General features: G+C 45.0%; 20 protein-coding genes. 8 read left to right on the forward strand and 12 right to left on the reverse strand.

Going from position 1 to position 24,159, the window contains the following annotated elements:
• A partial coding sequence (locus AZ66_RS07070) for a hypothetical protein (RefSeq protein ID WP_044354194.1) occupies nucleotides 1-312 on the reverse strand: 312 nt, incomplete at its 3' end.
• Between the two features lie 207 nt (nucleotides 313-519).
• On the opposite strand from AZ66_RS07070, the gene AZ66_RS07075 reads away from it, so the two are divergent.
• Entirely contained in the window at nucleotides 520-1,035 is a 516-nt protein-coding gene (locus tag AZ66_RS07075) for an RNA polymerase sigma factor (protein WP_044354195.1), read from the forward strand.
• Complete coding sequence (locus tag AZ66_RS07080) at nucleotides 1,016-2,056, forward strand: DUF4179 domain-containing protein (protein WP_044354196.1); 1,041 nt, start codon at nucleotides 1,016-1,018, stop codon at nucleotides 2,054-2,056. The genes AZ66_RS07075 and AZ66_RS07080 overlap by 20 nt, the downstream gene beginning before the upstream one ends.
• Nucleotides 2,057-2,178: 122 nt before the next feature.
• Here AZ66_RS07080 and AZ66_RS07085 read toward each other — a convergent pair whose 3' ends face one another.
• Together AZ66_RS07085 and AZ66_RS07090 are read right to left on the reverse strand one after the other, a co-directional pair.
• A complete protein-coding gene (locus tag AZ66_RS07085; protein ID WP_044354197.1) occupies nucleotides 2,179-3,771 on the reverse strand; it encodes a basic secretory protein-like protein in 1,593 nt (530 codons plus the stop codon).
• Nucleotides 3,772-3,971: 200 nt separating this feature from the next.
• Nucleotides 3,972-4,343, reverse strand: coding sequence for an iron chaperone (locus tag AZ66_RS07090; protein ID WP_044354198.1), 372 nt, complete (start codon nucleotides 4,341-4,343; stop codon nucleotides 3,972-3,974).
• Between the two features lie 154 nt (nucleotides 4,344-4,497).
• On the opposite strand from AZ66_RS07090, the gene AZ66_RS07095 reads away from it, so the two are divergent.
• The 5 genes from AZ66_RS07095 to AZ66_RS07115 all read left to right on the forward strand — a co-directional run bounded on the left by AZ66_RS07095 (nucleotide 4,498) and on the right by AZ66_RS07115 (nucleotide 10,340).
• Nucleotides 4,498-4,995: a DinB family protein gene (locus AZ66_RS07095; RefSeq protein WP_044354199.1), complete on the forward strand. Its 498-nt coding sequence runs from the start codon at nucleotides 4,498-4,500 to the stop codon at nucleotides 4,993-4,995.
• Nucleotides 4,996-5,265: 270 nt separating this feature from the next.
• Nucleotides 5,266-5,496, forward strand: coding sequence for a hypothetical protein (locus AZ66_RS07100; RefSeq protein ID WP_082061484.1), 231 nt, complete (start codon nucleotides 5,266-5,268; stop codon nucleotides 5,494-5,496).
• Nucleotides 5,497-5,502: 6 nt separating this feature from the next.
• Complete coding sequence (gene aceB, locus AZ66_RS07105) at nucleotides 5,503-7,110, forward strand: malate synthase A (protein ID WP_197081663.1); 1,608 nt, start codon at nucleotides 5,503-5,505, stop codon at nucleotides 7,108-7,110.
• A gap of 19 nt (nucleotides 7,111-7,129) precedes the next feature.
• Complete coding sequence (gene aceA / locus AZ66_RS07110; RefSeq protein ID WP_044354221.1) at nucleotides 7,130-8,413, forward strand: isocitrate lyase; 1,284 nt, start codon at nucleotides 7,130-7,132, stop codon at nucleotides 8,411-8,413.
• Nucleotides 8,414-9,050: 637 nt separating this feature from the next.
• Nucleotides 9,051-10,340, forward strand: a complete 1,290-nt coding sequence (locus tag AZ66_RS07115) for an esterase/lipase family protein (RefSeq protein ID WP_044354201.1) — start codon at nucleotides 9,051-9,053, stop codon at nucleotides 10,338-10,340.
• A 185-nt stretch (nucleotides 10,341-10,525) separates the two neighbouring features.
• On the opposite strand, the gene AZ66_RS07120 is transcribed toward AZ66_RS07115, so the two are convergent.
• The 3 genes from AZ66_RS07120 to AZ66_RS07130 form a co-directional block, all read right to left on the reverse strand.
• Nucleotides 10,526-11,380 (reverse strand): alpha/beta fold hydrolase, encoded by an 855-nt coding sequence (locus AZ66_RS07120; protein WP_044354202.1) that lies wholly within the window; start codon nucleotides 11,378-11,380, stop codon nucleotides 10,526-10,528.
• A 193-nt stretch (nucleotides 11,381-11,573) separates the two neighbouring features.
• A complete protein-coding gene (locus tag AZ66_RS07125) occupies nucleotides 11,574-13,007 on the reverse strand; it encodes a PQQ-dependent sugar dehydrogenase (protein WP_044354204.1) in 1,434 nt (477 codons plus the stop codon).
• 185 nt (nucleotides 13,008-13,192) lie between these two features.
• Nucleotides 13,193-13,564, reverse strand: a complete 372-nt coding sequence (locus tag AZ66_RS07130) for a winged helix-turn-helix transcriptional regulator (protein WP_044354205.1) — start codon at nucleotides 13,562-13,564, stop codon at nucleotides 13,193-13,195.
• Nucleotides 13,565-13,805: 241 nt separating this feature from the next.
• On the opposite strand from AZ66_RS07130, the gene AZ66_RS07135 reads away from it, so the two are divergent.
• The gene (locus tag AZ66_RS07135) at nucleotides 13,806-15,002 is read left to right on the forward strand and encodes an MFS transporter (protein ID WP_044354206.1); all 1,197 of its coding nucleotides are present in this window, start codon (nucleotides 13,806-13,808) and stop codon (nucleotides 15,000-15,002) included.
• 156 nt (nucleotides 15,003-15,158) lie between these two features.
• Here AZ66_RS07135 and AZ66_RS07140 read toward each other — a convergent pair whose 3' ends face one another.
• The 6 genes from AZ66_RS07140 to fsa form a co-directional block, all read right to left on the reverse strand.
• Complete coding sequence (locus AZ66_RS07140) at nucleotides 15,159-17,420, reverse strand: PQQ-dependent sugar dehydrogenase (protein WP_044354207.1); 2,262 nt, start codon at nucleotides 17,418-17,420, stop codon at nucleotides 15,159-15,161.
• A gap of 463 nt (nucleotides 17,421-17,883) precedes the next feature.
• Nucleotides 17,884-19,158: an L-lactate MFS transporter gene (locus AZ66_RS07145; RefSeq protein WP_044354208.1), complete on the reverse strand. Its 1,275-nt coding sequence runs from the start codon at nucleotides 19,156-19,158 to the stop codon at nucleotides 17,884-17,886.
• A gap of 161 nt (nucleotides 19,159-19,319) precedes the next feature.
• On the reverse strand, nucleotides 19,320-20,066 hold the full coding sequence (locus AZ66_RS07150) for a LytR/AlgR family response regulator transcription factor (protein WP_044354209.1): 747 nt from the start codon (nucleotides 20,064-20,066) through the stop codon (nucleotides 19,320-19,322).
• Nucleotides 20,063-21,706 (reverse strand): sensor histidine kinase, encoded by a 1,644-nt coding sequence (locus AZ66_RS07155; protein ID WP_044354210.1) that lies wholly within the window; start codon nucleotides 21,704-21,706, stop codon nucleotides 20,063-20,065. Before AZ66_RS07155 ends, AZ66_RS07150 begins: the two co-directional genes overlap by 4 nt.
• A 211-nt stretch (nucleotides 21,707-21,917) precedes the next feature.
• A complete protein-coding gene (gndA, locus tag AZ66_RS07160; RefSeq protein WP_044354222.1) occupies nucleotides 21,918-23,339 on the reverse strand; it encodes an NADP-dependent phosphogluconate dehydrogenase in 1,422 nt (473 codons plus the stop codon).
• A 129-nt stretch (nucleotides 23,340-23,468) separates the two neighbouring features.
• Entirely contained in the window at nucleotides 23,469-24,137 is a 669-nt protein-coding gene (gene fsa / locus AZ66_RS07165) for a fructose-6-phosphate aldolase (protein ID WP_044354211.1), read from the reverse strand.
• Between the last annotated feature and the right edge of the window lie 22 nt (nucleotides 24,138-24,159).

Genomic DNA, 24,159 nt, shown 5'->3' on the forward strand with positions numbered 1-24,159 from the left:
CTTATAAAAAAAGCCGTATTCCCCTTCAAAGCTATCCAATGGAATATATTCTTCAGGCAAGTTTAAAACGGCATGAGCACTCTCCATTGCTAACATATAATCCGAAGAATTAATCATAAACCAACAAATCTGATAGATTTCATATCGTCTATTATAGAAAGTCGGCCCTTCCTCTGCATGCAAATAAAACGCAGCAAAATCTGAACTCATATCAATGCCTAACTTTACTAATGCGTTTTTATACTCCTCTTCAATGTCTTCAAACCACCAGTTTTTACTTTTGCAATAATTGACCACTTTTTCCGACAGCATCTCGATTGCTCCTCCGATATTTTTATAAACTATCTAAATTATTCCCTTGAATATATCACATCTCCTTTCCTTATCGTTGTTCGCGGCTTACCCAATTGTGCTTCATAAGCAAGGCAGGTATGGTCGATAAAATGTTAACTGTTAAAAATTTTATCGGAATGGGATATTTTCGAGCTCCCGATCGTGTTGTATATAGGAGGCGAAAAAATGGAAAGCAATTCTTTATTGCGTACGGATAAAGAATTAGCCGAACTCTATCAACGGCATGTAGATGTAGTTTACAGGCTGAGCTATATCTATTTGAAAAATCCCGCTGATGCAGAAGACGCTGTTCAATCTGTATTTATAAAACTCATTCAATCTCAGGTGGTATTCAATGACCATGAACACGAAAAGGCTTGGTTTTTGGTAACCACCCGAAATTACTGTAAAGACGTATTAAAGCATTGGTGGAAATCCCGGCGCGTCGATGCAAAGTCCCTACCGGAGATTTCCTCTTGGAATGGTCAGGAGGCATCTGGAAAAATGCTCGCAAGGCTGCTGTCACTTCCCGAAAAATACAAAACCGTGCTGTACCTTTATTACTACGAGACGTACTCGATAAAGGAAATATCAGAGTTGATAGGATACAAGGAAAGCACGATTCAAACACAGCTAGCCAGAGGCCGGAAGCTCCTTAAAGCGGACTTAGGAGGGAATTATCTTGAGCGACAAACAGATTAATCGACTATTTGAGGCTCTTGCGCCGACATCGGAGCAAAAAGAGAAAATGTTTCATAACATTGTCGTACAAAGCCAGAATGAAGCGAAAAAACAGCGCAGGTTTACTCCCGAGAGACGTTTAAGACCCGCGCTGCTGTGTGCCGTCCTGATAGGATGTTTGACGACAACAGCTTTGGCAGCGGCCTATATCGGGTTAGATGAAGCATTTATAAAATTTCTGAAGCCCGCAAACCAAGAGCAGGCACAATTTTTATCAAATGGCGCTTATGTCATCGACAAGCAAATGAAAAATGAAAATGGGACGCTTACGATGAAACAAGTCGTCGGCGATAGTAATCGAACCTATATCCTCATGAACTTTACTGCTCCAAATGGGACAGTGTTAGATGCAGATGAATACCGTTTTGAAAGTGCCTATCTTCGCTATGATAGGGTGGGGAAAGATAGGTTCGGATATAGTTGGGGATTCGACGTGCTAGATGATGGACATCCGAATGATAATAGTATCAACTTGGTCATGAAGATTACGACTAAACATTCATTAGCCGGACGTACATTTGATTTCGAATTCGAGAACTTGCAAATCAGAAATCCCGTTACGAAAGATTTTGAAACGATCCTACCAGGAACTTGGAAAACCACTGTTAAGCTGGATTTCAAAGAATATTCCAGCGTGTATCAGATCAATCAAGATATCGACATATATGGCCATAAGGCCATTTTAAAAACGATCTCTATCTCGCCAATTTCAATAACGTTACAGCTTGAGAGTAATTCGCTACGTGAGATTTCCAATACCGCTGACAGAGGGAAAGTTGACGGTAAGTCATTGGATAACTTCCCTATCACAATAAACTATAAAGATGGATCCTCAGAGACGACAAACTTTTTTAGTGGATCAGATAGTATGGATCTTATAACTGGGCGAATGTTTACGAACAAAACTTTTAAAAATGCGATAAATGATAAGGAAATCAAATCTATTGTATTCTTTAATAAAGAATTTCCGATTAACGACTGAAATTCTCTATTGGTTCAGTTCATAAAATTAACCCCCTTGACATTCAAGGGGGCATTTTTGTAATGATATGAATTTCGCAATATTGCAATCAATCCGACTTTACATGTGTATTTGACTAAGACCTAATTAGGAAGTGACGCTTGATACTGTGACCAAAGCGTCTGCACGTCTGTTCCGGTAATTAATTTGATTTGACGTTCTTTCCATAATCTTTTTTCGTTTTCTCCTCCAATGTTGTAAGGGATCTGGGTCGCATTTAGTTCACGAATGAAGCCTCGTTTTTTCGTATCCTCTATCCAGCGAAGGAAATTCGCTGTCCCGTGCGTCTCCCAGCTTCCTCCCTTTCTCGCGCTATAACGGTCATGGTATCCCGCTCTATAGCGCAAGCTATCGGCTATTGCCTCTACATCAAAATTACTATATTGATAAACATGACCGATTTCATGATAAAAAATTCCGATGATTTCGTCGCGCAGCGATTTGGCAGGACTCTCTACGAAACTTTGCAGATACCTCGAACTGATACCAACTGTCTTCTGCGTGGCATCTCCCGATGCCCAAGCCACCCCAGGAGCGTCCACTATAGTTACTAATATTTTCTTGACATCTACAGGTGCATCGGCTGGACTTTTGTATAACATCTCATGTACTTTACGTGCGATCGCCAATATTTCCTTCTCTGCATTGGGAAGAGCTTTCTTGAATAATTTACCTTTGCTCGTTGAATCAAGGATCTGTACTTCGATTTTTGGGTTGATGGCATGTCCGATATCATTCGTACGCGAGAATTCGACCTCACCCAATTGCATAGAGTTTCCGCTATGATTTTTCATATTGCTGAGTCTATAGTATTGATATGCTGCGGTATTGTTATCTAGAAGATAATACATGCGCTGATGTCGAACCTTGAAAATCTCATTGCTTTTCTTGTCTATACTAGTCCAGTTCTTATTATCGTTCGATCCTTGAAGAACCCAACTTTTAGGGTCGCGCTCAGGTCTATCATCAGCTGCCGTAAGCGAGTAGCCATCGATTGTCACCGACTTGCCGAAATCGAATGTGAGCCATGCGGACTTATCTTTTGTTAACCATTTTGTAACGCTAGTCCCGTCCACCAGATTCTCTTTGGTATTGTTAGGCTTATTTTCTCCGCTGGCTGCAACCTCAGGCTTGGTCGTACTCCATTTCTTTGAGCTGCCATCATATAGCTTGATTTCGGATACCTGCAGCATCCCGCTTCCATTTTGATTATGAAAATTATCGAATTTCACAAATTTATACGCTGTGTTATTGGAAAATGAATAGGTTTTCGTTTGATGCCGAGAGGTGAAGCTTTGATTCTGCTGCACGTCCAGCTGAGTCCAGCTAGTCCCGTCATTGGAACCTTTTAACACCCAGCTTTTCGGGTCTCTATATGGCTCGTCCTCCGCAGAGGTAATCGAGTATGAGGTTACGACTTTCGCGTCAGGAAACTCGTATTGCAGCCATGCCGGGCTGTTAATCGTCAACCATTTTGAAAAAATATCTTGATCAAATGCCTTATCCTTCCCTTGATGTGGCGCGAACTCCCCACTTGCTGTTGCCTTCCCGCCTAAAGCCAAATTCGTTGGGATTTTGATTGAAGTTTGCTCTGCTGCCGCTGCCTGAATATGTACGCTGTTGCTGAAGCCTGCCCCTAAGGTAGCAGCTAAAATAAGAATGCCAAATCTCTTCATGCTTCGCCATCTCCTCTTTACTTGCTTTGGGATTGGACCGAAATGAGATGGTTATAATTGCTAATTATACATCAAAAACACATACTGGTAAAATATACAATCCAGTCATCCTTATTACCAAACCTATTCCATTTCACATGACGCATAAAATAACCCCCTTGGCATTCAAGGGGGAAGGGGGGATACAATCATACATGATATTACTTTCGCCAAAAGGTTGAGCAGTTTGCCTTATCCAAAATATTGAACGCAATCATTTTCTCAAGTAATGAGAAAGGAACCGGACTACTCCACGGAATACGAAACAACTGCTTCGTCTGTTCATAGCCAGCCTGCTCAATTTCATCAGAAAAATGAATAATCCCAGCCCTTTCGGGGCCAACAGCCAAATGATTTTTGGATACACTAAAGCCAATAATAAATGTGCCATGATCGGTAAACATAGGCTGATTCCACGCGATTTTAGGCATTAAATTCGGAAATTTCTGAATGATCCAAGCCAAAACCTCTTCTGTTCGATCGCGATGCTGTGGGTGCTCAATCTTCTCTAAAAATTCCGCAAAAACTTCCATGTCACTCTCTCCTAAAATGAAAACTTATTTTTACATAACATTATTGTCACTGTACACCAATTCCTATCCTTCAGTGCTTAACAGCTTGCAGGGTATCTTTTCCATTCGACTGGTTGTATAGTATTCTAGCCATAGAAGGAGTGAGGAAAAATCCATGGTAAAACAATTAATCGTCGGAGATGCCTTGCAAGAACTGGCCGCAACGCGGCGCATACTGGAGCGCTTACCCGAAGAACATTTGACGTGGAAGCCGCATGTGAAATCGATGTCGTTAGGCGGGCTAGCCACGCACCTGATTAACCTGCTGAATTGGCAAATCGCAATTTTTCGTTACCTGGAATTCGATCTTTCAACCGTGCCGAATCGGCGAGAAGCTTTGGAAAGACGTGAAGACGTGCTGAAGGAATTCGATGCAAATGTCGTGGAGCTTGAAAGGTTATTAGCTGAATGTGACGAGAACGCGCTCGGCGAGGAATGGACTTTGCGAAACGGCGACCATATCATCCTGCGCCAGCCGCGGGCGATCGCGCTTCGCACCTTCGGAATTAGCCACATGATTCACCACAGAGCACAGCTAGGAGTATATTTGCGACTGCTCGATATCCCGGTGCCGGGCCTCTATGGTCCTTCAGCCGACGAGGTAGGCAAATAAAAGAAAATATACCAAAAGGTCGCAGAGAATCGGCAAACCGCCGGTTACTCTACGACCTTTTTTTGAGAATAGAATTTTTGCCGGGTAGGTGGAAATAAAAAATATTTTTTGCAACAAAAAGCCGCCCCCCTATTGGGATTGACCTTTGTTTATGGAAAATTTTCTTAAAAAAGGGGGTTTTCATTCTCAGAAGCTCTGTTATAATACAGATCAACGAATAATAAATCTGTATTATAACAGATAAATTTAATGACTCAGGAGGCGTTTGGAATGGACTGCTACTACTGTCATGGCAATGGAGAAATGGAATGTTTGGAATGCGGAGGACACGGAAAACAGGAGAGCGGCCACCAATGTGGCTCTTGCCAAGGGCATGGCATCACGCCTTGCCTGCGCTGCAACGGAAGCGGCAGCCTGGATTACGAATTCAATGAACAAGACTCGATCGCGAATATTTTGCAAGCCGCCTATTTGAGTCCGGCTTTCAGCAGAGGGAGGTAATTAGTCATGTCCAAAATGCCCGCTAACAATTGCAAGGAAATTGTTGTACTCGGTCACATGCCTGAACCGTACGCCGAGATTTTGACGCCTGGGGCACTCGAGTTCCTCGGAAAGCTCCATGAACGCTTCAATGCCCGCAGATTAGAGCTTCTCTCTGACCGTGCCGAGCGCCAACGCCGACTGGATGCCGGCGAGCTCCCCGACTTCCTGCCGGAAACGAAGCATATTCGGGACGGTGAGTGGAGCGTCGCTCCTGTGCCTTTCGATCTCCAAGACCGACGGGTGGAAATAACCGGCCCCTCCGGGGATGCAAAAATGGTCATCAATGCGCTCAATTCCGGCGCCAAAGGATTCATGGCCGACTTCGAAGACGCGAATTCCCCGACATGGGACAATTCGATCCGCGGCCAAATCAATATGCGCGATGCCATCCGCCGTACGATCACCTTTACGAGCCCAGAGGGCAAAGCCTACCGCCTAAACGAACAAACGGCTTACCTGTTAATTCGTCCTCGTGGCTGGCATTTGGAGGAGAAGCACATTCGCATAGGCGAAGAAAATGCCTCAGGCAGCCTCGTCGACTTCGGACTCTATTTCTACCACAATGCTCGTACCCTCATCGAGAATCAATCCGGACCTTATTTCTATCTTCCCAAGCTGGAGTCCCACCAAGAAGCAAAACTATGGAACGACGTATTCGTGTTCGCCCAACAGGAGCTGGGCATCCCTCAAGGTACGATTAAAGCAACCGTGCTCATCGAGACGATTCTGGCCACATTTGAGGCAGATGAAATTTTATACGAGCTGCGGGAGCATAGCGCCGGCTTGAACTGCGGTCGTTGGGACTATATCTTCAGCTTCATTAAGCGGCTGAACCGTCATAGACATGCGCTGCTCCCCGATCGTTCACAGGTCACGATGACCGTACCGTTCATGCGGGCGTACACGCAGTACGTCATCCGTACCTGCCATAAACGCGATGCGCATGCAATGGGCGGTATGGCAGCCCAAATCCCAATCCGGCATGACGCCGAGGCTAACGCGAAGGCAATGGAGCAAGTACGCGCCGATAAGCAACGCGAAGCAAATGACGGCCATGATGGAACTTGGGTCGCCCATCCTGGACTCGTTCCGATCGCAATGGAAATATTCAATGAACAGATGAAGGGGCCCAACCAGCTTCAGAAAAAACGCGAAGATGTCCATGTCACGGCAAACGACCTGCTCGCTATACCAGAAGGCACAATTACCGAACAGGGACTGCGGACGAATATCAGCGTCGGCCTGCAATATATCGAGGCATGGCTGCGGGGATTCGGCGCCGTACCGATCTTCAATCTTATGGAGGATGCGGCGACGGCCGAGATATCGCGCACTCAGGTGTGGCAATGGATTCGTCATCCGGAAGGCCGGCTTACGAATGGAAACGACATCACGCTTGAGCTTGTGTTGAAGCTGACGGAAGAGGAAATGTCCAAGATTGAAGAGCTAATCGGCCAAGATGACTTCGCGGGCCGCAGATTCACTGATGCGAAGCAATTGTTCGTAAATTTGATTAGCGAAGAAACTTGCAGCGAGTTTCTGACGGTGATGGGCTATGAATTGCTGGGATGAAATCATTGAATATGAGGAGATGGCTGCCGTGACGGATAAGCATACGATTCAACAATTGGAGACGAAATGGAAGGAAGAACGGTGGGAAGGCGTAACGCGCACCTATTCTGCAGATGAAGTGATCCGGCTTCGCGGTTCTGTTCAGGTGGAGCATACGTTAGCCCAGATGGGAGCCGAACGGCTCTGGCATCTGCTGCATACCGAAGAATTCGTGCCCGCGCTTGGAGCATTGACAGGGAATCAAGCCGTGCAGCAGGTAAAAGCCGGCTTGCAGGCCATATACTTAAGCGGATGGCAGGTTGCTGCAGACGCCAACCTGTCGGGACATATGTATCCCGATCAGAGCTTATATCCGGTCAATAGTGTGCCGCAGGTCGTAAAGCGGATTAATCAAGCCCTGCAGCGGGCCGATCAAATCCAACATGCGGAAGGTAAAAATGAAACCTACTTTTTTGCCCCGATCGTAGCAGATGCCGAAGCAGGATTCGGAGGGTCTCTCAATGTATTCGAGCTAATGAAGGCGATGATTGAAGCAGGAGCCGCAGGCGTACACTTCGAAGATCAACTATCTTCGGAGAAAAAGTGCGGGCATCTCGGCGGCAAGGTGCTCCTGCCTACGCAGCAATCCATTCGCCATTTGATCGCCGCCCGCTTGGCTGCCGACGTTATGGGTACGGACACCTTGATTATCGCACGTACTGACGCCAATGCGGCCCAACTGCTGACGAGCGATGTCGATCCGTACGATCGGCCATTCCTGACGGGGCAACGTTCTCCGGAGGGCTTCTATTATACCCGTGCTGGGATTGAACAAGCGATTGCGCGCGGTCTCGCCTATGCGCCATATGCAGATCTCGTCTGGTGCGAGACGTCCGAACCGAATATCGATGAAGCACGGCAATTCGCCGAGGCGATCCATGCCAAATATCCAGGCAAGCTGCTCGCTTATAATTGCTCGCCTTCCTTCAACTGGAAGAAGAAGCTGGACGATAAGGCAATCGCAGGCTTCCAGCGCGAGCTTGGGCGTATGGGATACAAGTTCCAGTTCGTGACACTAGCCGGTTTCCACGCGCTCAATTACAGCATGTTCGAGCTGGCTCAAGGCTACAAGGAGCGCGGCATGGCCGCCTACTCCGACCTGCAGCAGGCGGAATTTGCCCTGGAACAGCTCGGCTATGAAGCGGTTAAGCATCAGCGTGAGGTTGGCACAGGCTACTTCGACGAGGTGGCACAAACGATTTCGGGCGGTATTTCATCTACGACCGCCTACACAGACTCGACGGAAGCAGAGCAGTTCACGTAAGGGGAACCGTTTCAAACCCATTTTTGAACATAGAGTCAAATTAGCTAAACGCCCCGGTTTGCGATCACTCCCCTTTGCTGCCCGCTGCTCTGCAACCTCGCCTTCGCTGCTATAAGCAGCTTTCATAACACGAAGCTCGCCACGGAAGCGCAAAACTTCCAGTTCCACTGCAACCTTACCGGGGCATAAACGGACGGAGCCGTCTCACAGGTCATTGAATAATGACACAGAGACGGCTCCATTTTTTCATTCAGTAGCCCATTAGCTTCATTCCCGAACGTATTTGTCCGTTTCCCTATCGTCGGTAGTGGATTCAGCCCATTATTTGCTCTTTTTATCTGATTATTTCACATTACCCGCTTATCAACTCTCCAATTCTATCACTGACGGCTAACATTTCATAAATCTATTTACTAGCAAATATTTAATTTACATAGTTGTAAATAATAGACTTATATGGTAAATGTATATATAAAACATCATGCTAGCTGTCCTTACAACACCCTCCCTTCATACACATCCACAACAATCTTCTTTTGTATCTTCATGAATCCAGCAATGTTAGAACAGAAAGAATAGCGGAATTTTGAGAGCAACTGTTTTGAAAACGATTACAAAACTAGATAGGAGGCAATTTATGATTCGTAAACTGTCAAGCTGCATTTTGCTCTTCTTTATTCTTTTTTACTCTATTCTTCCTAACAACTTGCCGTCTGTTCACGCGCAGGCCGACGATGTCATTGTCAACAATGCCATTGCTAACAATGACTTCCCTATCTTGCTAGTTCATGGATTTGGAGGCTGGGGAAGAGACGAGATGTTTTCGTTTAAATACTGGGGCGGATTAGGCGATATTCAAGAAACACTTCGAAAACGCGGACATTCCGTTTATACAGCTGCGGTAGGAACGGTATCGAGCAATTGGGATCGAGCCTGTGAGTTGTATGCGCAAATTAAAGGGGGAACCGTAGATTACGGCAGAGCCCACTCGGAACTGTACGGTCACGAGCGATATGGAAGATCGTATGAAGGGCTGTATCCATCTTGGGGAGAGATCGACCCGAATACGGGGCGTCCGAAGCAAATTCATGTAATTGGACACAGCATGGGAGGACAAACCTCACGGATGCTGATTCATCTGTTGGAAAAAGGAGATGCTTCTGAACGTGCTGTCACCGCTGCATCTGATCTATCCCCGTTGTTCAGTGATCAACCGCTTCCGTATGTTAGCAGCCTCGTTTCCCTCGCCGCGCCGCATGACGGCACCAGCTTCACGCATTTTGTAGAGGGAGTCATTCCCTTCATCCACCAACTGATTGGCTTGATTGCCGCAGCTTCTGGCAATGCAGAGCATCCCCTATATGATTTCAAATTGGATCAATGGGGATTGAAGCGAATGCCCGATGATTCCTTTTTCGATTATTTCCAACGGGTAATAAACAGTAAATTTTGGAGAATATCAAAAGACAGCTCACTGTGGGATTTAAGTCCTGACGGGGCCAAACAGTTCAACGAGCAAATACAGGCAAATCCGAGCGTCTACTATTTCTCGATCGCCACCAACAAATCGTATCGTACCCCGCTATCGGGATGGCATGCGCCAAAGCTGCTCATGAATCCGTTATTGCTGCCGCCGAGCTATTTTGTCGGTTCCTTCGCGTACGATTCCCCAGGGCATGTAGTCATCGATGAGGAATGGTGGCCAAATGATGGGCTGGTAAATACGATTTCCATGGACGGCCCGAAAAACGGATCAAACGATCAAATCATTACTTACCAAGGAAAGCCGCAGATTGGGAAATGGAACTACTTAGGACTCATGGATTCCTGGGATCATCTCGATATCGTTGGATTGGGCCTGAAAAATACGGATTATTTTTTCCTCGACTTAGCGGATATGCTGACTGAGCTGCCTCCGGCAGGCTGATGAAACAGATGTCTATAGGAAATAAAGTATTACCTTGACTTCAATATAAAACCAGCGGCAGTCTCCAACTGAAAAATTCAGTCTTAGACTGCCGCTATTGCTTTTTAAAACTTATAAATAAGCCTGCGTGTTGTAACCCTGCTTTATTATTTCGTAAGTTAACAATTTGATTGCTGCATCCACGATTACTCCAACGATGTGTGCTTCGAAATTGCTTGAATAATCGTATCCCAATCGTCTAAGTGTACTTCATGTCCCATTCCCTCAACCGTTAACAAGGATGCATTTGGTACTTCATTAGCAAGTGCAACACCGTGTTCCAAGGGAAGAATTGTATCACCCGTGCCGTGAATAACCAAAACAGGTACATGGATTTCCTTTAACTTTCCTTCGTATGCGTCGTCACCTTTCAGTAGTCCATGATTCAACATACTGACTAGATGATTCGCTCGTTTGATCTCGCGTTTTACTTGCTTATACGCTCTATGCTCATCGAAGTGATGCTTGGTACCACACATCAGTCGAGAGCCGTTGACCAAGTATGTTGCAACCGCCTCTTCATTCAACCAATCCAGTGTTGCTGCATCGGCATGATGAGCAAAAATCTTCTCATCCATTGGAGGCAACCCCCTGTCGATATCATCAGATCCAAAGATTGTTGAGGCAATCAAAGTTATCGTTAGAACTCTTTGCGGATGTCTTACTGCGATGATCTGTGCAATCATGCCACCTAGTGACAATCCCACGATGTGCGCTTGGTCAATTCCATATGAATCAAGCACCCCGACTGCATCATCAGCCATATCCACCACCGTATATTGGGATTCCCCAGTTGGATAGGTAATGGAACGTCCCATATCTCGGTTATCAAATCGAATCACATAACGGCCCGAGTCAGCCAAACCTTGGCAGAACTCATCGTCCCAATAGATCATCGAACACATGCCTCCCATAATCAGCAAGACAGGTGGATGCTTCGGATTGCCGAAACTCTCTGTGCATATCTCAACGCCATTGATTTTCCATAGCTTTTCACTCATGAGATAACTACTCCCCATTTCATTCGAATTCGTTAGTTAATGCAAAAAAAATTACAACTCAAATAAACCCACGCATGTTTCAAAAAAATGAATGAGAGTAGATAACCACCCCTATAATATGTTCAGCAATTTTATCATTAAGCATAGGGACTTCGCGGTAGTGAGTGAGCTCAACCCGATCAATAGTTAGGAATTATGGAACAATCTCAAACACGGTTCCTTGGTGACGATCAGCCACTTTTACAGAGCCATAAACCCCTAAATACAGTCTGGATTGACTCAGATTCGATCCCAAACTAACATAATAAGCGGATTGAGACCCAAAATCATAATCGGTTTCAATCACACTAAAATCACTCTGTTTACAATCCGTTCTTACCCTGGTATAAGCTAAAACTCCTCTAACTGGAGGGGGGGATCCTTCATTTCTGGCGAGATCCGTAAACACAACGCTTCCCATTAAACCGGGAATAGCATTTCCCATATAGGTCTGGACTCCAGTAAGGGCAGTACCTCCAAACTTATCGGCTCGGGGATCTTTATGAAAATAACTAATAAGAGGAGGAAGACGCCGCACTGAAGTTGTGATCGCTTCATCATAATAAGAAATTGTCTTCTCATCCAAAGCCGGATCTGCAGAACAGCCTGTAATGAACGAAGTAGGAAAAGCGCCTTCCCACCCTCGCCAGCCAAAGTTAATAAATCCTTCTTGGTCAAGTACAGAATTCGTCAAAGTCGAAGAAGCTTGAACAAGCTGAGTAACCAGTATGGGATTATAATGAATGAATGCAAAAATCGACTCTACGAGATCCTGTCCGACACTTCCTACATATTTGATGTACTGATTATAGGATAACCTTTGGAATGTAATGCCTGGCAGATTGCGGCCCCCTTTGGCCATTACCGTAAGAGTTTCCTGAATAGACACAGGCAGCTCATTAAAACGTGTAACTACGGGCGGATTATCGATAAATGTAGGTTTGGAAATATCAATTTCAATGATTTTACCCGCGATTTCCATATCCGTTTGGCTTAAATTAAATGGATCATAGCCTGATCCGCCATCTCCGGTTGTCAAAATGAGTTTTCCTGTTTCAGGTGAAAAGTTTAAGCTATTGACGCCATTATGATTTAAAAATGGTCTTCTTATATTCAGTAATGTCCGCCGTTTTTGAGGTTGTCCATTCGCATGTAGAATCCATTCCTCAACCGTATCAATATGATCATAATGCGTTTCTCGATTTATCCACTTTAAGTTTAAGGTTTTAGGATCACACGGGTTCGGCTTAAAAGATTCAAATTCACCTGGAAGAGATCCTGGACCTTGGGTTCCAGCCACTGAATAATGGAGATAAAACAGACCATTAAAATAAAAATCAGGATGAAAGGCTAGCCCTATCAATCCCCGTTCATCATACCCGCCACCAGAGGTACCTAGTGTTATGATTCGTGAGCGAATATCTAAAAAGGTTCTTATATCCCCGTCCCCTATGTAAAAGATCTCTCCTACTTGAGTTGCAATAAATAATCTTTCAATGGATTCCCCTGGAAGGATAGCTGTTTTCAGAACAGTGGGCATATTTAACTTACTTACAATGGGTCGTAAGCCTACCTTTACTTTTATCAAATAACGGAGCACCCCTTCTTATTTTTTTATATGAATATGATTCGATCTGTTCTATTAGTACCGAATTAGAGCCTGAAGGTCGGTATACAAAAAGGGCTCCGCCTCCATTGCGGAAAGCAAAGCCCTTCTCAATCTATTGGTTCTTACACATATGCCCTCTACTTAACCAAACTCCGAATGTCCCCTCACTGAAGCTGTTCATTCAACACACTTTCTTCTAGAACAGAAAATTTATCTCCATATACTTTCGTTAAATGTTTTTCACCCCATGCACATAGCGAACTTAGGATACCTTCTAGGCTTCGTCCATATTCACTAAGCTCGTATTCTACTTTTGGTGGAACTTGATTGTACACGATTCGATTGATGACCCCATCCTCTTCAAGCTCGCGCAGCTGTTGGGTAAGCATTTTTTGTGTGATATTTGGCATGAGGCGCTTTAATTCGCTTGTTCGTTTTTTTCCATGAGTCAGATGACAAAGAATTACACACTTCCACTTCCCACCTATGACTTCTAATGTCGCCTCCACAGAGATATTGTATTTCTTTTTTTGCATCTTGGTTCTCCTCCTTCTTATAGGCACTAAAAAGTATCTATATTACTTTTGGGTTCCTATATAACTTAAAAGTGCGTACTTTTCTTTATGGATGATATATCTCATAATAACATTTGCCGGCCGATGAATACCATACTTTCTTAAAAATCAATATGACATTTTGAGACGGATGCATTTCAAAATTTATTATTCGCTGGAAAGAAAGTTCCCATTTATATAACAGATAAAAGGAGGAGATAATATGGAACTAAGTAAAAAGCAAAGCATGTTAGCATTGCTTGCCTTGGCAGTAAGTGCTTTTGCAATCGGAACAACTGAATTCATCAGTGTCGGGTTGCTGCCGCTTATTGCAAATGATTTACGTATTCCCGTAACCACGGCCGGATTAACGGTGTCCTTATATGCGTTAGGAGCGACGTTTGGAGCTCCGATTTTGACAGCTTTGACATCAAGCATGTCACGTAAGAAATTATTACTTTTGATCATGATTGTCTTTATTATTGGCAATACTGTTGCTGCACTCTCCACGACTATCGGGATATTGCTAGTAGCACGTGTGATCTCCGCATTTTCACATGGGGTCTTCATGTCAATAGGATCGACAATTGCTGCCGATTTAGTTCCAGAAGACCGCAGAGCTAGTGCGATTTCTATTATGTTCACAGGTCTTACTGTAGCTACGGTAACTGGTGTTCCATTTGGGACATTTATTGGACAGCAGCTAGGTTGGAGAACAGCCTTTATTGCTATTGTTATCATTGGTGTTATTGCTTTAATTGCAAATCGCATTCTTGTTCCATCTAATTTGCGTAAAGGAGTAAAAACTTCTTTTCGTGATCAGCTTAAACTTGTGACAAATGGTCGGTTATTGCTTTTGTTCATCATTACAGCATTAGGATATGGCGGAACATTTGTCGTGTTTACCTACTTATCACCATTGCTTCAAGACATCACTGGATTTAAAGAAGGAACAGTAGCTGTCATTTTATTAGCTTACGGTATCGCGATTGCGATTGGGAATATGATTGGAGGTAAGTTATCGAATCAAAACCCAATTGGTGCATTGTTCTATATGTTTATCGTACAAGCAGTCGTCTTATTTATTTTGATGTTTACAGCACCATTTAAAGTGGCTGGATTGATAACGATTCTGTTGATGGGGCTGTTAGCATTTATGAATGTGCCGGGCTTGCAAGTCTATGTTGTGATACTGGCTGAGCGCTTTGTTCCTAGTGCAGTTGATGTGGCATCGGCAATCAATATTGCTGCATTTAATGCCGGGATTGCGATAGGTTCCTTTGTAGGCGGAATTGTTACAGACTCGATAGGACTTATCCATACGACTTGGATTGGAGCACTTATGGTATTAGCCGCTACAATCTTAACTGGATTTAGCAGAGCTATGGAACACAGGTCTCGCTGCGAGTCTTGCTTGTGATCGCAGATAGTGATGCATACAGCTAACGGGTTATCGATTGCAATAAGCTCCGCATACTCCTTTTAAAATGAAATGAAGAATAGACCTCCTACTTTTATAGGAGGTCTATTCTTCATCTAGAAGCTTAAACGGCCAAGTCGTATACATTCATATTCGCTAGAAGTTAGGTACCAATCGAATAAGTTTATCCGGTGTGCCGTCACCGTTTTTGTCGCCATTGTTGCTGGTGACGAAATAGAGTGATCCGTCTGGTGCTTCGACAATGTCGCGAATGCGTCCGTATTTATTTACAAACAAGTAAGTAAGATCACTGCTCTTAATCGTCGGTTGGCCGTTCTGCTCTCCTACGATCATGCGAATGATCTGTTTGCCTTTTAAATTGGCAACAAGCAGATTACCTGCCCACGGCCCTTTCGTTACAAAAGTTATGCCCGAGGGCGCCCAGGTTGTGCCACTCGCATAAATGAGCGGAGGCGTAATACCTGGTTGATTCTGATTCCCACCTTCATATTTAGGCCAACCGTAATTGTTACCGGGTTGAATGTAGTTGATCTCGTCTTTAGATGATTCACCGTGCTCTGATGCAAAGAAACGGTTCGTTCCAGGCTGCCATGCTAATCCTTGAGGATTCCGGTGTCCTCGGCTATAAATGGGCGAGGAGGCAAACGGATTATCACTTGGAATGGTGCCGTCTAAATTCAGACGGAATATCTTCCCTCCAAGGTAAGTGAGTGTATCGTCTTTGTTGCCGTAATTGCCGTCACTGAAATACAGCTTGTTGTCGGGGCCTATTTTCATCCGGCCGCCATTGTGATAGACTGCACCCGGAAGATTTGTAATAAGGACTTTGTCTACTGTAGCGATGTTGTTGTTCTCTTTCAGCCGAACGACCTGATTGGCAACTTTGTTGTCTGATGTTTTGTAGGAATGGTAGATATACATGTAATGATTGGTGGCGAAATTAGGATCGAGGGCCAGGCCCAATAAGCCGCCTTCGCTCTTAGGCATATAATAGAAAGGCGAGCCCAGCGTAATAACTGGCGTGGATTTCAACTTCCCGTTCACAATGACACGGACTCTGCCGCTGTTGCGTTCGGTGAAGAAAATCCGCCCATCCGGTGCAAAATCAACAGCCCATGGGGTTTCCAAGTTGTTAGCGACAACCTCTGGCGTATAAGGATCGGAAGAGGCGGGGCTGGTTTTGACAGACAACGCACTGCTAGCTGCGGAACTATTCCCTGCTAAGTCCCTTGCTTTCACGGTAAAGGTATACGAGGTATCTGCCTTAAGTCCCGTTACATGAAAAGATGTCGCAGGCGTGTTTCCGGCGAGTGTGCCATTTTTATATATGTCGTACGCATAGACGCTTACGTTATCTGTAGATGCCGTCCAGGACAGATTGACTGATGAAGATGTTTTGCTCGGGCTTACAAGTCCTGTCGGAGCAGTTGGGGCCTGCGTGTCGGTTTGGTTTGTCGTTTTTACGGTGAGAGGGCTGCTGGCATTGGATATATTTCCTGCCGCATCTTTGGCTTTGACCGTAAATTGATAGGTGGTATCCGGCGTTAATCCAGTAAAGGTGTAGCTAGTATCCTGGACATTCGCTTGCGTCAGGACATTATCTTTGTATAAGTCATACCCCTTCACACCAACATCATCCAGCGATGCGGTCCAGGATATGTTCGCAGTTGTATCCGTTACTTGGTTTGCTTGCAGGTTTGTTGGTTCTGTTGGCGGGAATACATCACCGGTGGCATTGACTTTTACCATGTCAAAGGTGGCCGTGCTTAGGCTGGATACATTATGGCTGGTGACAGCCAATCCTACATACAACGAAGCATTCATATTAATAGTCAAGTTGCCCAGATCGCCCCAGTTCAACCCGTTGTTGGATACATATCCTTTGATCACATTGCCTTTGCGTTCAAGCTTTACCCAGGCCGGACTCGTCGAAGCAATTTTAACACTCTGTGATGATCCGCCCGTCTCAGTTCGGTACTGGAACGTGAACCCGTTGGAAGGCGTCAATAGCAAATCGACATGCTTGGAGTTGGCATTCAACGTTTCCCTTATCATAATTCCTGCCTTCGCAAAATCGTGTGTATGGGTCTGAGAAGAGACAAGGGCAATGATAGCGCCGTCTCCTGTCCATGGTTGATAGAGGTAATTAAACTGATCTGATTTGCCCCAGATGTCTGTGCCGGCGCCGCTTACGGTAAATTGATCACCCCCTGGATCATAAGAAGCGCTGCCCGTTAATGCAGGAGAACCGATATTTTGTTGTTTCCACGGATTCGGTACAGCACCTGCTATAGCTGCGACATCAACATCGGCCTCGGCGAAGCCTGATGTAGGTAATAAAGCGAGCAGCATACAAAAGCAGAGACTCAAAGCCATCATTTTGCTTCGTGTAATCATCGCTACACCTCCTTTTTAGAATATGGATGAAATCCTCCTCCCCTAAGAATTAAATCACCTATACTTTTAATCCATATTTCACTATATTTATCTAAAATGGAACTTATTTAAAACGGAATCAAATGTTAAATTTTAATTAATGCTTCCCCCATTAGCTTTACAGAACATGAGATTGAATACTGCTTAGGAGCACATTCAGACATGAATCATGCGAATGGATGAATGTGAAACGTTGGATCTTGAGGTAGATTTGACTCTAGAGGGTATTAGACGATGCCGTGGAGGTAAACGTGAAGCGTCCACAAGTGCTGCTCGAACAAATACAGGGAGTTAATTAGACAGTACGAGCATTAGAATAAACAAAAAAACAGGCGTCTTTGCACCGCTTATCTGTGCGAAAGATACCTGTTTGATTTTCTAACACTTTTCAGTGACCTTTCCAATATAGGAGGTTCCACTGCGATTATCCCACATTGTAACGCGGTTTTAGCACTTCTTGATTTACTACTGGTTTCACTTCTTGGTTCTTCTTCGACTGATTACGCCCGCTAGGTACGGAGATAAAGATCGCAATCAGGAACGAGAGCATACACAAGACCGCAATGACGGTAAAGGTAATTTGGAAACCACCGAACAAAGCACTAAGGAACGAACCAGCCAAGGCACCTAACCCGAATCCTTGATAAATGATTCCGTAGTTTTTGCTCTGATTCTTCAAGCCGAAATAGTCTGCCACAATCGCGGGGAAGACTGTGATATTACCGCCAAAACAGAATGCGATTACCGCGACACAGGTGAAGAAGATGCCCATGTTCAAAGGTACGAAGTTTAAAGCCATGACTGACAATGCCGTTGCAAAAAGCGCTCCCGCTACAACTTTCATACGTCCTACTTTATCGGACAATGCACCGAGAATGATCCGGCCGGCCGTATTGAAAATCGCCACCATAGCTACCGCATTCGCTGCTGTACTGATATCAAGACCAGCAAGCTGTACACCGATGTCTTTGACGATACCAATCAGGTACAATCCACTCATACAAGCTGTGAATAAAATAATGAAGAGCATATACGCTTCTTTCGTACGCAGCATTTCTTTCACTGTATAATTCCGTCCACTCTGCGACCCAGTATTTGCGTTCGCAGGTGTTTCCGTAATTACGGCCTCTTTGATTAAGAACGAACCGGCAATTACCATCACCATCACGATCAATCCCCAGACCAGAAATGCAGAGGAGACACCCATCGTATTGATGAAATTCGCATTGATATATTTAAAAACCAAGCTGCCTGTCCCAAAAGCTCCCACCGAGATCCCCGATATTAACCCTTTGCGTTCAGGAAACCATTTAATTAAATTCGATAGTGATGTGATATATGCTGTACCATCCGCAAAACCAACAACCACACCAGCAAGTAAATACAGCATCCACAACGATGAAACCTGTGAGCTAGCGATTAGCCCTGCACCGAGAACAGCACCTGCAATCATTGTCATACGCCGAATTCCGATACGATCCTGAATTTTGCCAGCGAACAGTGTCGAGAAAGCCAGTGCAAAACTAGTGATGGAAAATGTAATCGATACGGAGCTAAGCTCCCATCCAAACTTGTCAGCTAATGGCTGATTAAATAAACTCCACGTATATATGGTTCCTAATCCCATTTGTACAATGATTGTTCCAAGGACGATCATCCATCGATTTACTTGCGACCCAGTTGCTTGATGCGTTCTCATGATAGATCCCTCTTTCCATTCTGCTATGATCAAGAGTTGTGTTTTATCTCTAGGGAAGTGAAAGCTCTTACGCTTTGCTTTTACACCCTTATCTTACAAGATAAAACGCTTTCTTGAGCCATGAGCGACATGAAATGACGGGATTGCGGAATGAACTGCATTTATATATGCATCAACTGCCTAAATTCTTTGACTTTACTTCTGCTGACGGGCACTTTGGCATCCATATCACGTAGACGCAGCAGGTAGGTATTGTTGAACCACGGAACGATTTCATGAATTTGGGACAGATTGACGGTATAGGAACGATGACAACGATAGAATCGATCTTGTGGCAGCATGGCATGAAATTCCGATATACTCATCGGCATTGTGTAGGTACCACTCTTCGTGAATACGTTGGTCACCTTCTCTTGTGCTTCCGCATAGTAGATGTCATCGCTATCCGTTACGATATACTTATCATTTTTCAACAAATTAATGCGTTTCTCCTCAGATCTTTGCCTGCTGTCCGCAGGATTTGGACTTCCTCCTTGCTGCACATCCCGTTCGAAGGCGGTCTCCAGCTTACGTAACATCGCGGCAATCCGGTTCTCATCGTAGGGCTTCAAGATATAATCAAAAGCTTCCAGTTCAAAAGCTTGGGCTGCATGTTCCTTATATGCTGTTGTAAAAATAACATACGGTTTATGCGCGAACTTACTGATATTCGTCGCTAGCAGCATCCCATCCAAGGATGGAATGTTAATATCGAGAAAAATCGCATCGACTTCCTTCTCCTGCAGAAATTTGAGCACATCAAGGCCATCTTCGAATCGCTCCACGATTTCAATGCGGCTATGTTTGGTAATCAAATACTCCAACTCTTCACTGGCCAAAACTTCATCTTCCACAATTATTGCTCTCATCGTGTCTCCTTCTGTATGTCAAAAAAGATATTCGTTCCTTGATCTAGGCGCTCCATTGTAACACCATGCCCGAAAATGAGCTTCACACGCTTATACACATTGAACAGACCAATATGATTCGGTGGAACACGCTCCTCTATCACCTGTTTGATGATATCTTCACGGATACCCACGCCAGTATCCCGCACGCCAATCCGAATGTACTCTTCTGTATCTTTGACATAGATAGTGACCGTTCCAGGTCCTCTCTCCTTCAATATACCGTGGACAATTGCATTCTCCACTAACGGTTGAATGATGAGACTCGGAATCTTCACGGCGACTTCATCCACATCATAAACGACATGCAGCCGATTTCCGAAGCGTGCTTTTTCAATCTCTACGTAATTCCGAACCTGTTCCAGCTCCTTATGGATATCGATCAATTCATCCGTTAGCTCCAAATTATAACGTAAGTATCCGGATAAATTGACGATCAGTTCCCTCGCTTGATCCGGTCTAGTTCGGATCGAGGATCCAATTGCATTTAGCGCATTGAACAAAAAGTGAGGCTGAATGGTTGTCTGCAGCGCTTTGAGCTCCGCTTTATTCGCCATCTCCTTAATCTCTTCCACACGGGAAACTTCCATTAATGTCGAAATGATCTGGGACAAACCGACGGCCATAGTCTGCAGCGGATAGGTAATTTTATGCGCTTTCCGATAATAAATCTTCAAGGTTCCCGTCACTTCTTCCCGCTCTTTCAGCGGAATAATAAGCAAGGATTGAATGCCGGGCATCGCATCGTCCAACGCATGGTTGCTTATCATGAACTCCCCGCTCCGTATCGTCTGTTTGGTCATATCACTTATGATCTCATGCCGAAGTTGATAGCGGTCTTCCCCAAAACCGACGTAAGCGAGCACGCTCGAGGAATCCGTAATCGCCACTGCATCGGCTTGAATGTCTTCTTTAATAATGGAACAGATCTTGTGTAGCGATTCGGTATTGATTGACCGGAAATAGGGCAATGTCTTATTCGCAATGTCCAGAGCTAACTTCGCTTGCTGCGCAGCGATTCCTTCCCGCTCACTTTCTACATTCTGAATCAACAAAATGATCAATCCCACATTCAGTTGACCTAAAATCATCGGTGTTGCAATTCTAGATACAATCTCATTGCCTAATGTAGTAGGCTGCGCCATGAAAATGATCAACAGCATCGTTAAGGCCTCGCAAGCCATCCCGGCAAGAATCCCGATAAACCAACGTTTTGCTTTAGGTGTTCGAAGATGAATATACCCAGATACCAGCCCCGCAATAATACTCGTGATGAGACATGGAATCGAGGTCACCCCGCCGATATCGATCAAATAACGATGGATTCCGGACACCACGCCCACCACTAGACCGACCCAAGGCCCAAACAAGATGCCCCCTGCCGTAATTACGATAATCCGTACGTTGACGAGCGAGCCTTCCACATCGATGCCTGAGTAGGTACCGAATAGTGCAAAGGTACAGAAAAGAAGCGTAACGACAGCGAACTCCTTCGTTGTCAGTGATTCCTTTTGCAGAATCTGCTTAAAGCTCGGAATACGAGTTAAGAAAAACAAAATAATGAGCAATAATGCTGCCCGCTCAAAGAGCTCAAGCAGCATTGTGAAATCTCCGTCTATGGAAACTACCTCCCGTTATCTCATGCTGTTGTTTGTTTATTTTATCAAAGTTTGCTCTGTTTTCACGTTCCAAATCCATACATAAAAAAAGAGCGTGTTTTGAAAAAGATTGATCAAAACACGCTCTTAACATATTCTATTGAATTATTCATTTATATAAGGTTTGAAGGATTACTCCACAATATTAAATCACTTATTGTTCATTGTTTTCCATCCATTGAAAGTGGAAACTCCCCTTTTTATCAAGCCGCTCGAACGTATGCGCCCCAAAATAATCCCTCTGTGCCTGAAGCAAATTAGCCGGCAGTCTCTCTGTCCGATAGCTGTCATAATAAGCTAAAGCGGAAGCGAAAGAAGGAACCGGAATTCCTCTAGTTACGGCAATCGATACGACTTTTCTCCAGGCTTCCTGATAGTTAGCAATAATCCCACTGAAGTATTCGTCCAACAAAAGGTTCTTCAATTCCGGGTTCCGGTCATATGCATCCTTAATATTTTGCAAAAACCTTGCGCGGATAATACATCCTCCGCGGAAGATCATCGCGATGCCGCCATAGTTCAAATTCCAATTGTACGCGTCGGAAGCAGCTCTCATTTGCGCAAAGCCTTGCGCATACGAAGCGATTTTGCTGGCATACAAAGCTTTGCGAACAGCCTCAATAAATTCCTTGGGATCGCCGTCGTAGCTTGACGCCGCGGGGCCTTTCAGCTGCTTGCTTGCGGCCACGCGTTCTTCTTTCATTGCGGAGATAAACCGTGCAAACACGGATTCGGTAATAATGGACAATGGAACTCCCAAATCCAATGCGCTTTGGCTCGTCCATTTCCCCGTACCTTTCTGTCCTGCCGAATCGAGGATGACATCCACCATTGGCTTGCCGGTCTCTGGATCGGTCTTCGCGAAAATATCGGCTGTAATTTCGATCAAATAACTATCCAGTTCGCCTTTGTTCCATTCGGAGAAAATGTCATGCAGCTGCCCGGTATTTAAGTTCAATACATCCTTGGGCAGATGATACGCTTCGCCGATGAGCTGCATATCACCGTATTCGATGCCGTTGTGTACCATTTTGACATAATGGCCGGCACCGTCTTCTCCGATATAAGTCGAGCAGGGATCGCCGTTCACTTTGGCCGAAATGGCGGTCAGGATTGGCTCTACCAATTCATACGCATCTTTTTCCCCGCCCGGCATAATCGCGGGGCCGTGCAGTGCCCCCTCTTCGCCGCCCGAGACACCCGCGCCAATAAAAAGGAATCCCTTGGCTTGCAGCTCTTTATTTCTTCTTTGCGTATCAGGGAAATAGGCGTTACCGCCGTCGATGAGAATATCCCCTTGACTTAGGTAAGGAACAAGCTGATTGATGGTGTCGTCCGTCGGTTGTCCCGCTTTGACCATGATCAGAATTTTCCGCGGCGTCTCGAGCGATTGGACGAATTCTTCAACACTATATGTGCCGACGAAATTCTTGCCTTGCGCCTCCTCCAGAAGCTCATTCGTTTTCTCTGACGAACGATTGTATACCGCAACCGAGAACCCTTTGCTTTCTATATTTAAGGCCAGGTTTTTCCCCATAACGGCCAAGCCAACCACGCCGATTTGCTGTTTTTTCATTGCAATTCCCTCCCTGTCATTTCTGTCTCTCTTTGTAGATAAACGTTTGATGAGCTCGGCTTTTTGCACTTCGAAACCAGGCTTGCCCAGCAGCGCAAACATATTGATCTTGTATATTTTAATCGCAACTTAAATCCCTGCTGTTTTTTTCCAATCGGCAGCGAATTTGTCCATGCCTTGATCCGTTAAGGGATGCTTGGAAATTTGTTCAATCACCGTAAATGGAATCGTAGCAATATGCGCGCCTGCCATCGCAACACGCGTCACGTGATCCGGATGGCGGACGGATGCCGCGATAATTTGCGTATCCAGGTTATGCACTCGGAACAATTCAGCGACTTTCGTTACGAGCTGGACGCCGTCTTCCGATATATCATCCAAGCGGCCAAGGAATGGCGAGACATAGGTCGCACCTGCACGAGCGGCCAGCAAAGCTTGGTTCACGGTGAAAATCAGCGTCACGTTCGTTTTCACACCTTTGTCGCTCAAGTAGCGGCAAGCTTCAAGCCCAGCGAGCGTCATCGGAAGCTTGATCGTGATGTTTTTGTCATTATTATTGATTTTGATTAGTTCGTTCGCTTGCGCGATCATGTCTTCAGCTGTCACCGCATCAGGCGTTACTTCAGCGGACACCGATTCAACTCCGGGTACTTCCCGCAAAATCTCAGCGATTCGATCTTCAAATTTCACACCTTCCTTGGCGACCAACGACGGATTCGTCGTAACACCGGATAAGATGCCGATTTTATACGCTTTTTTGATGTCTTCCACATTTGCAGTATCGATAAAGAATTTCATAGGTAAGTACCTCCTCCATTAT

Source organism: Paenibacillus sp. E194 (assembly GCF_000935845.1).
GTDB classification, from domain to species: Bacteria; Bacillota; Bacilli; order Paenibacillales; family Paenibacillaceae; genus Paenibacillus_B; species Paenibacillus_B alvei_B.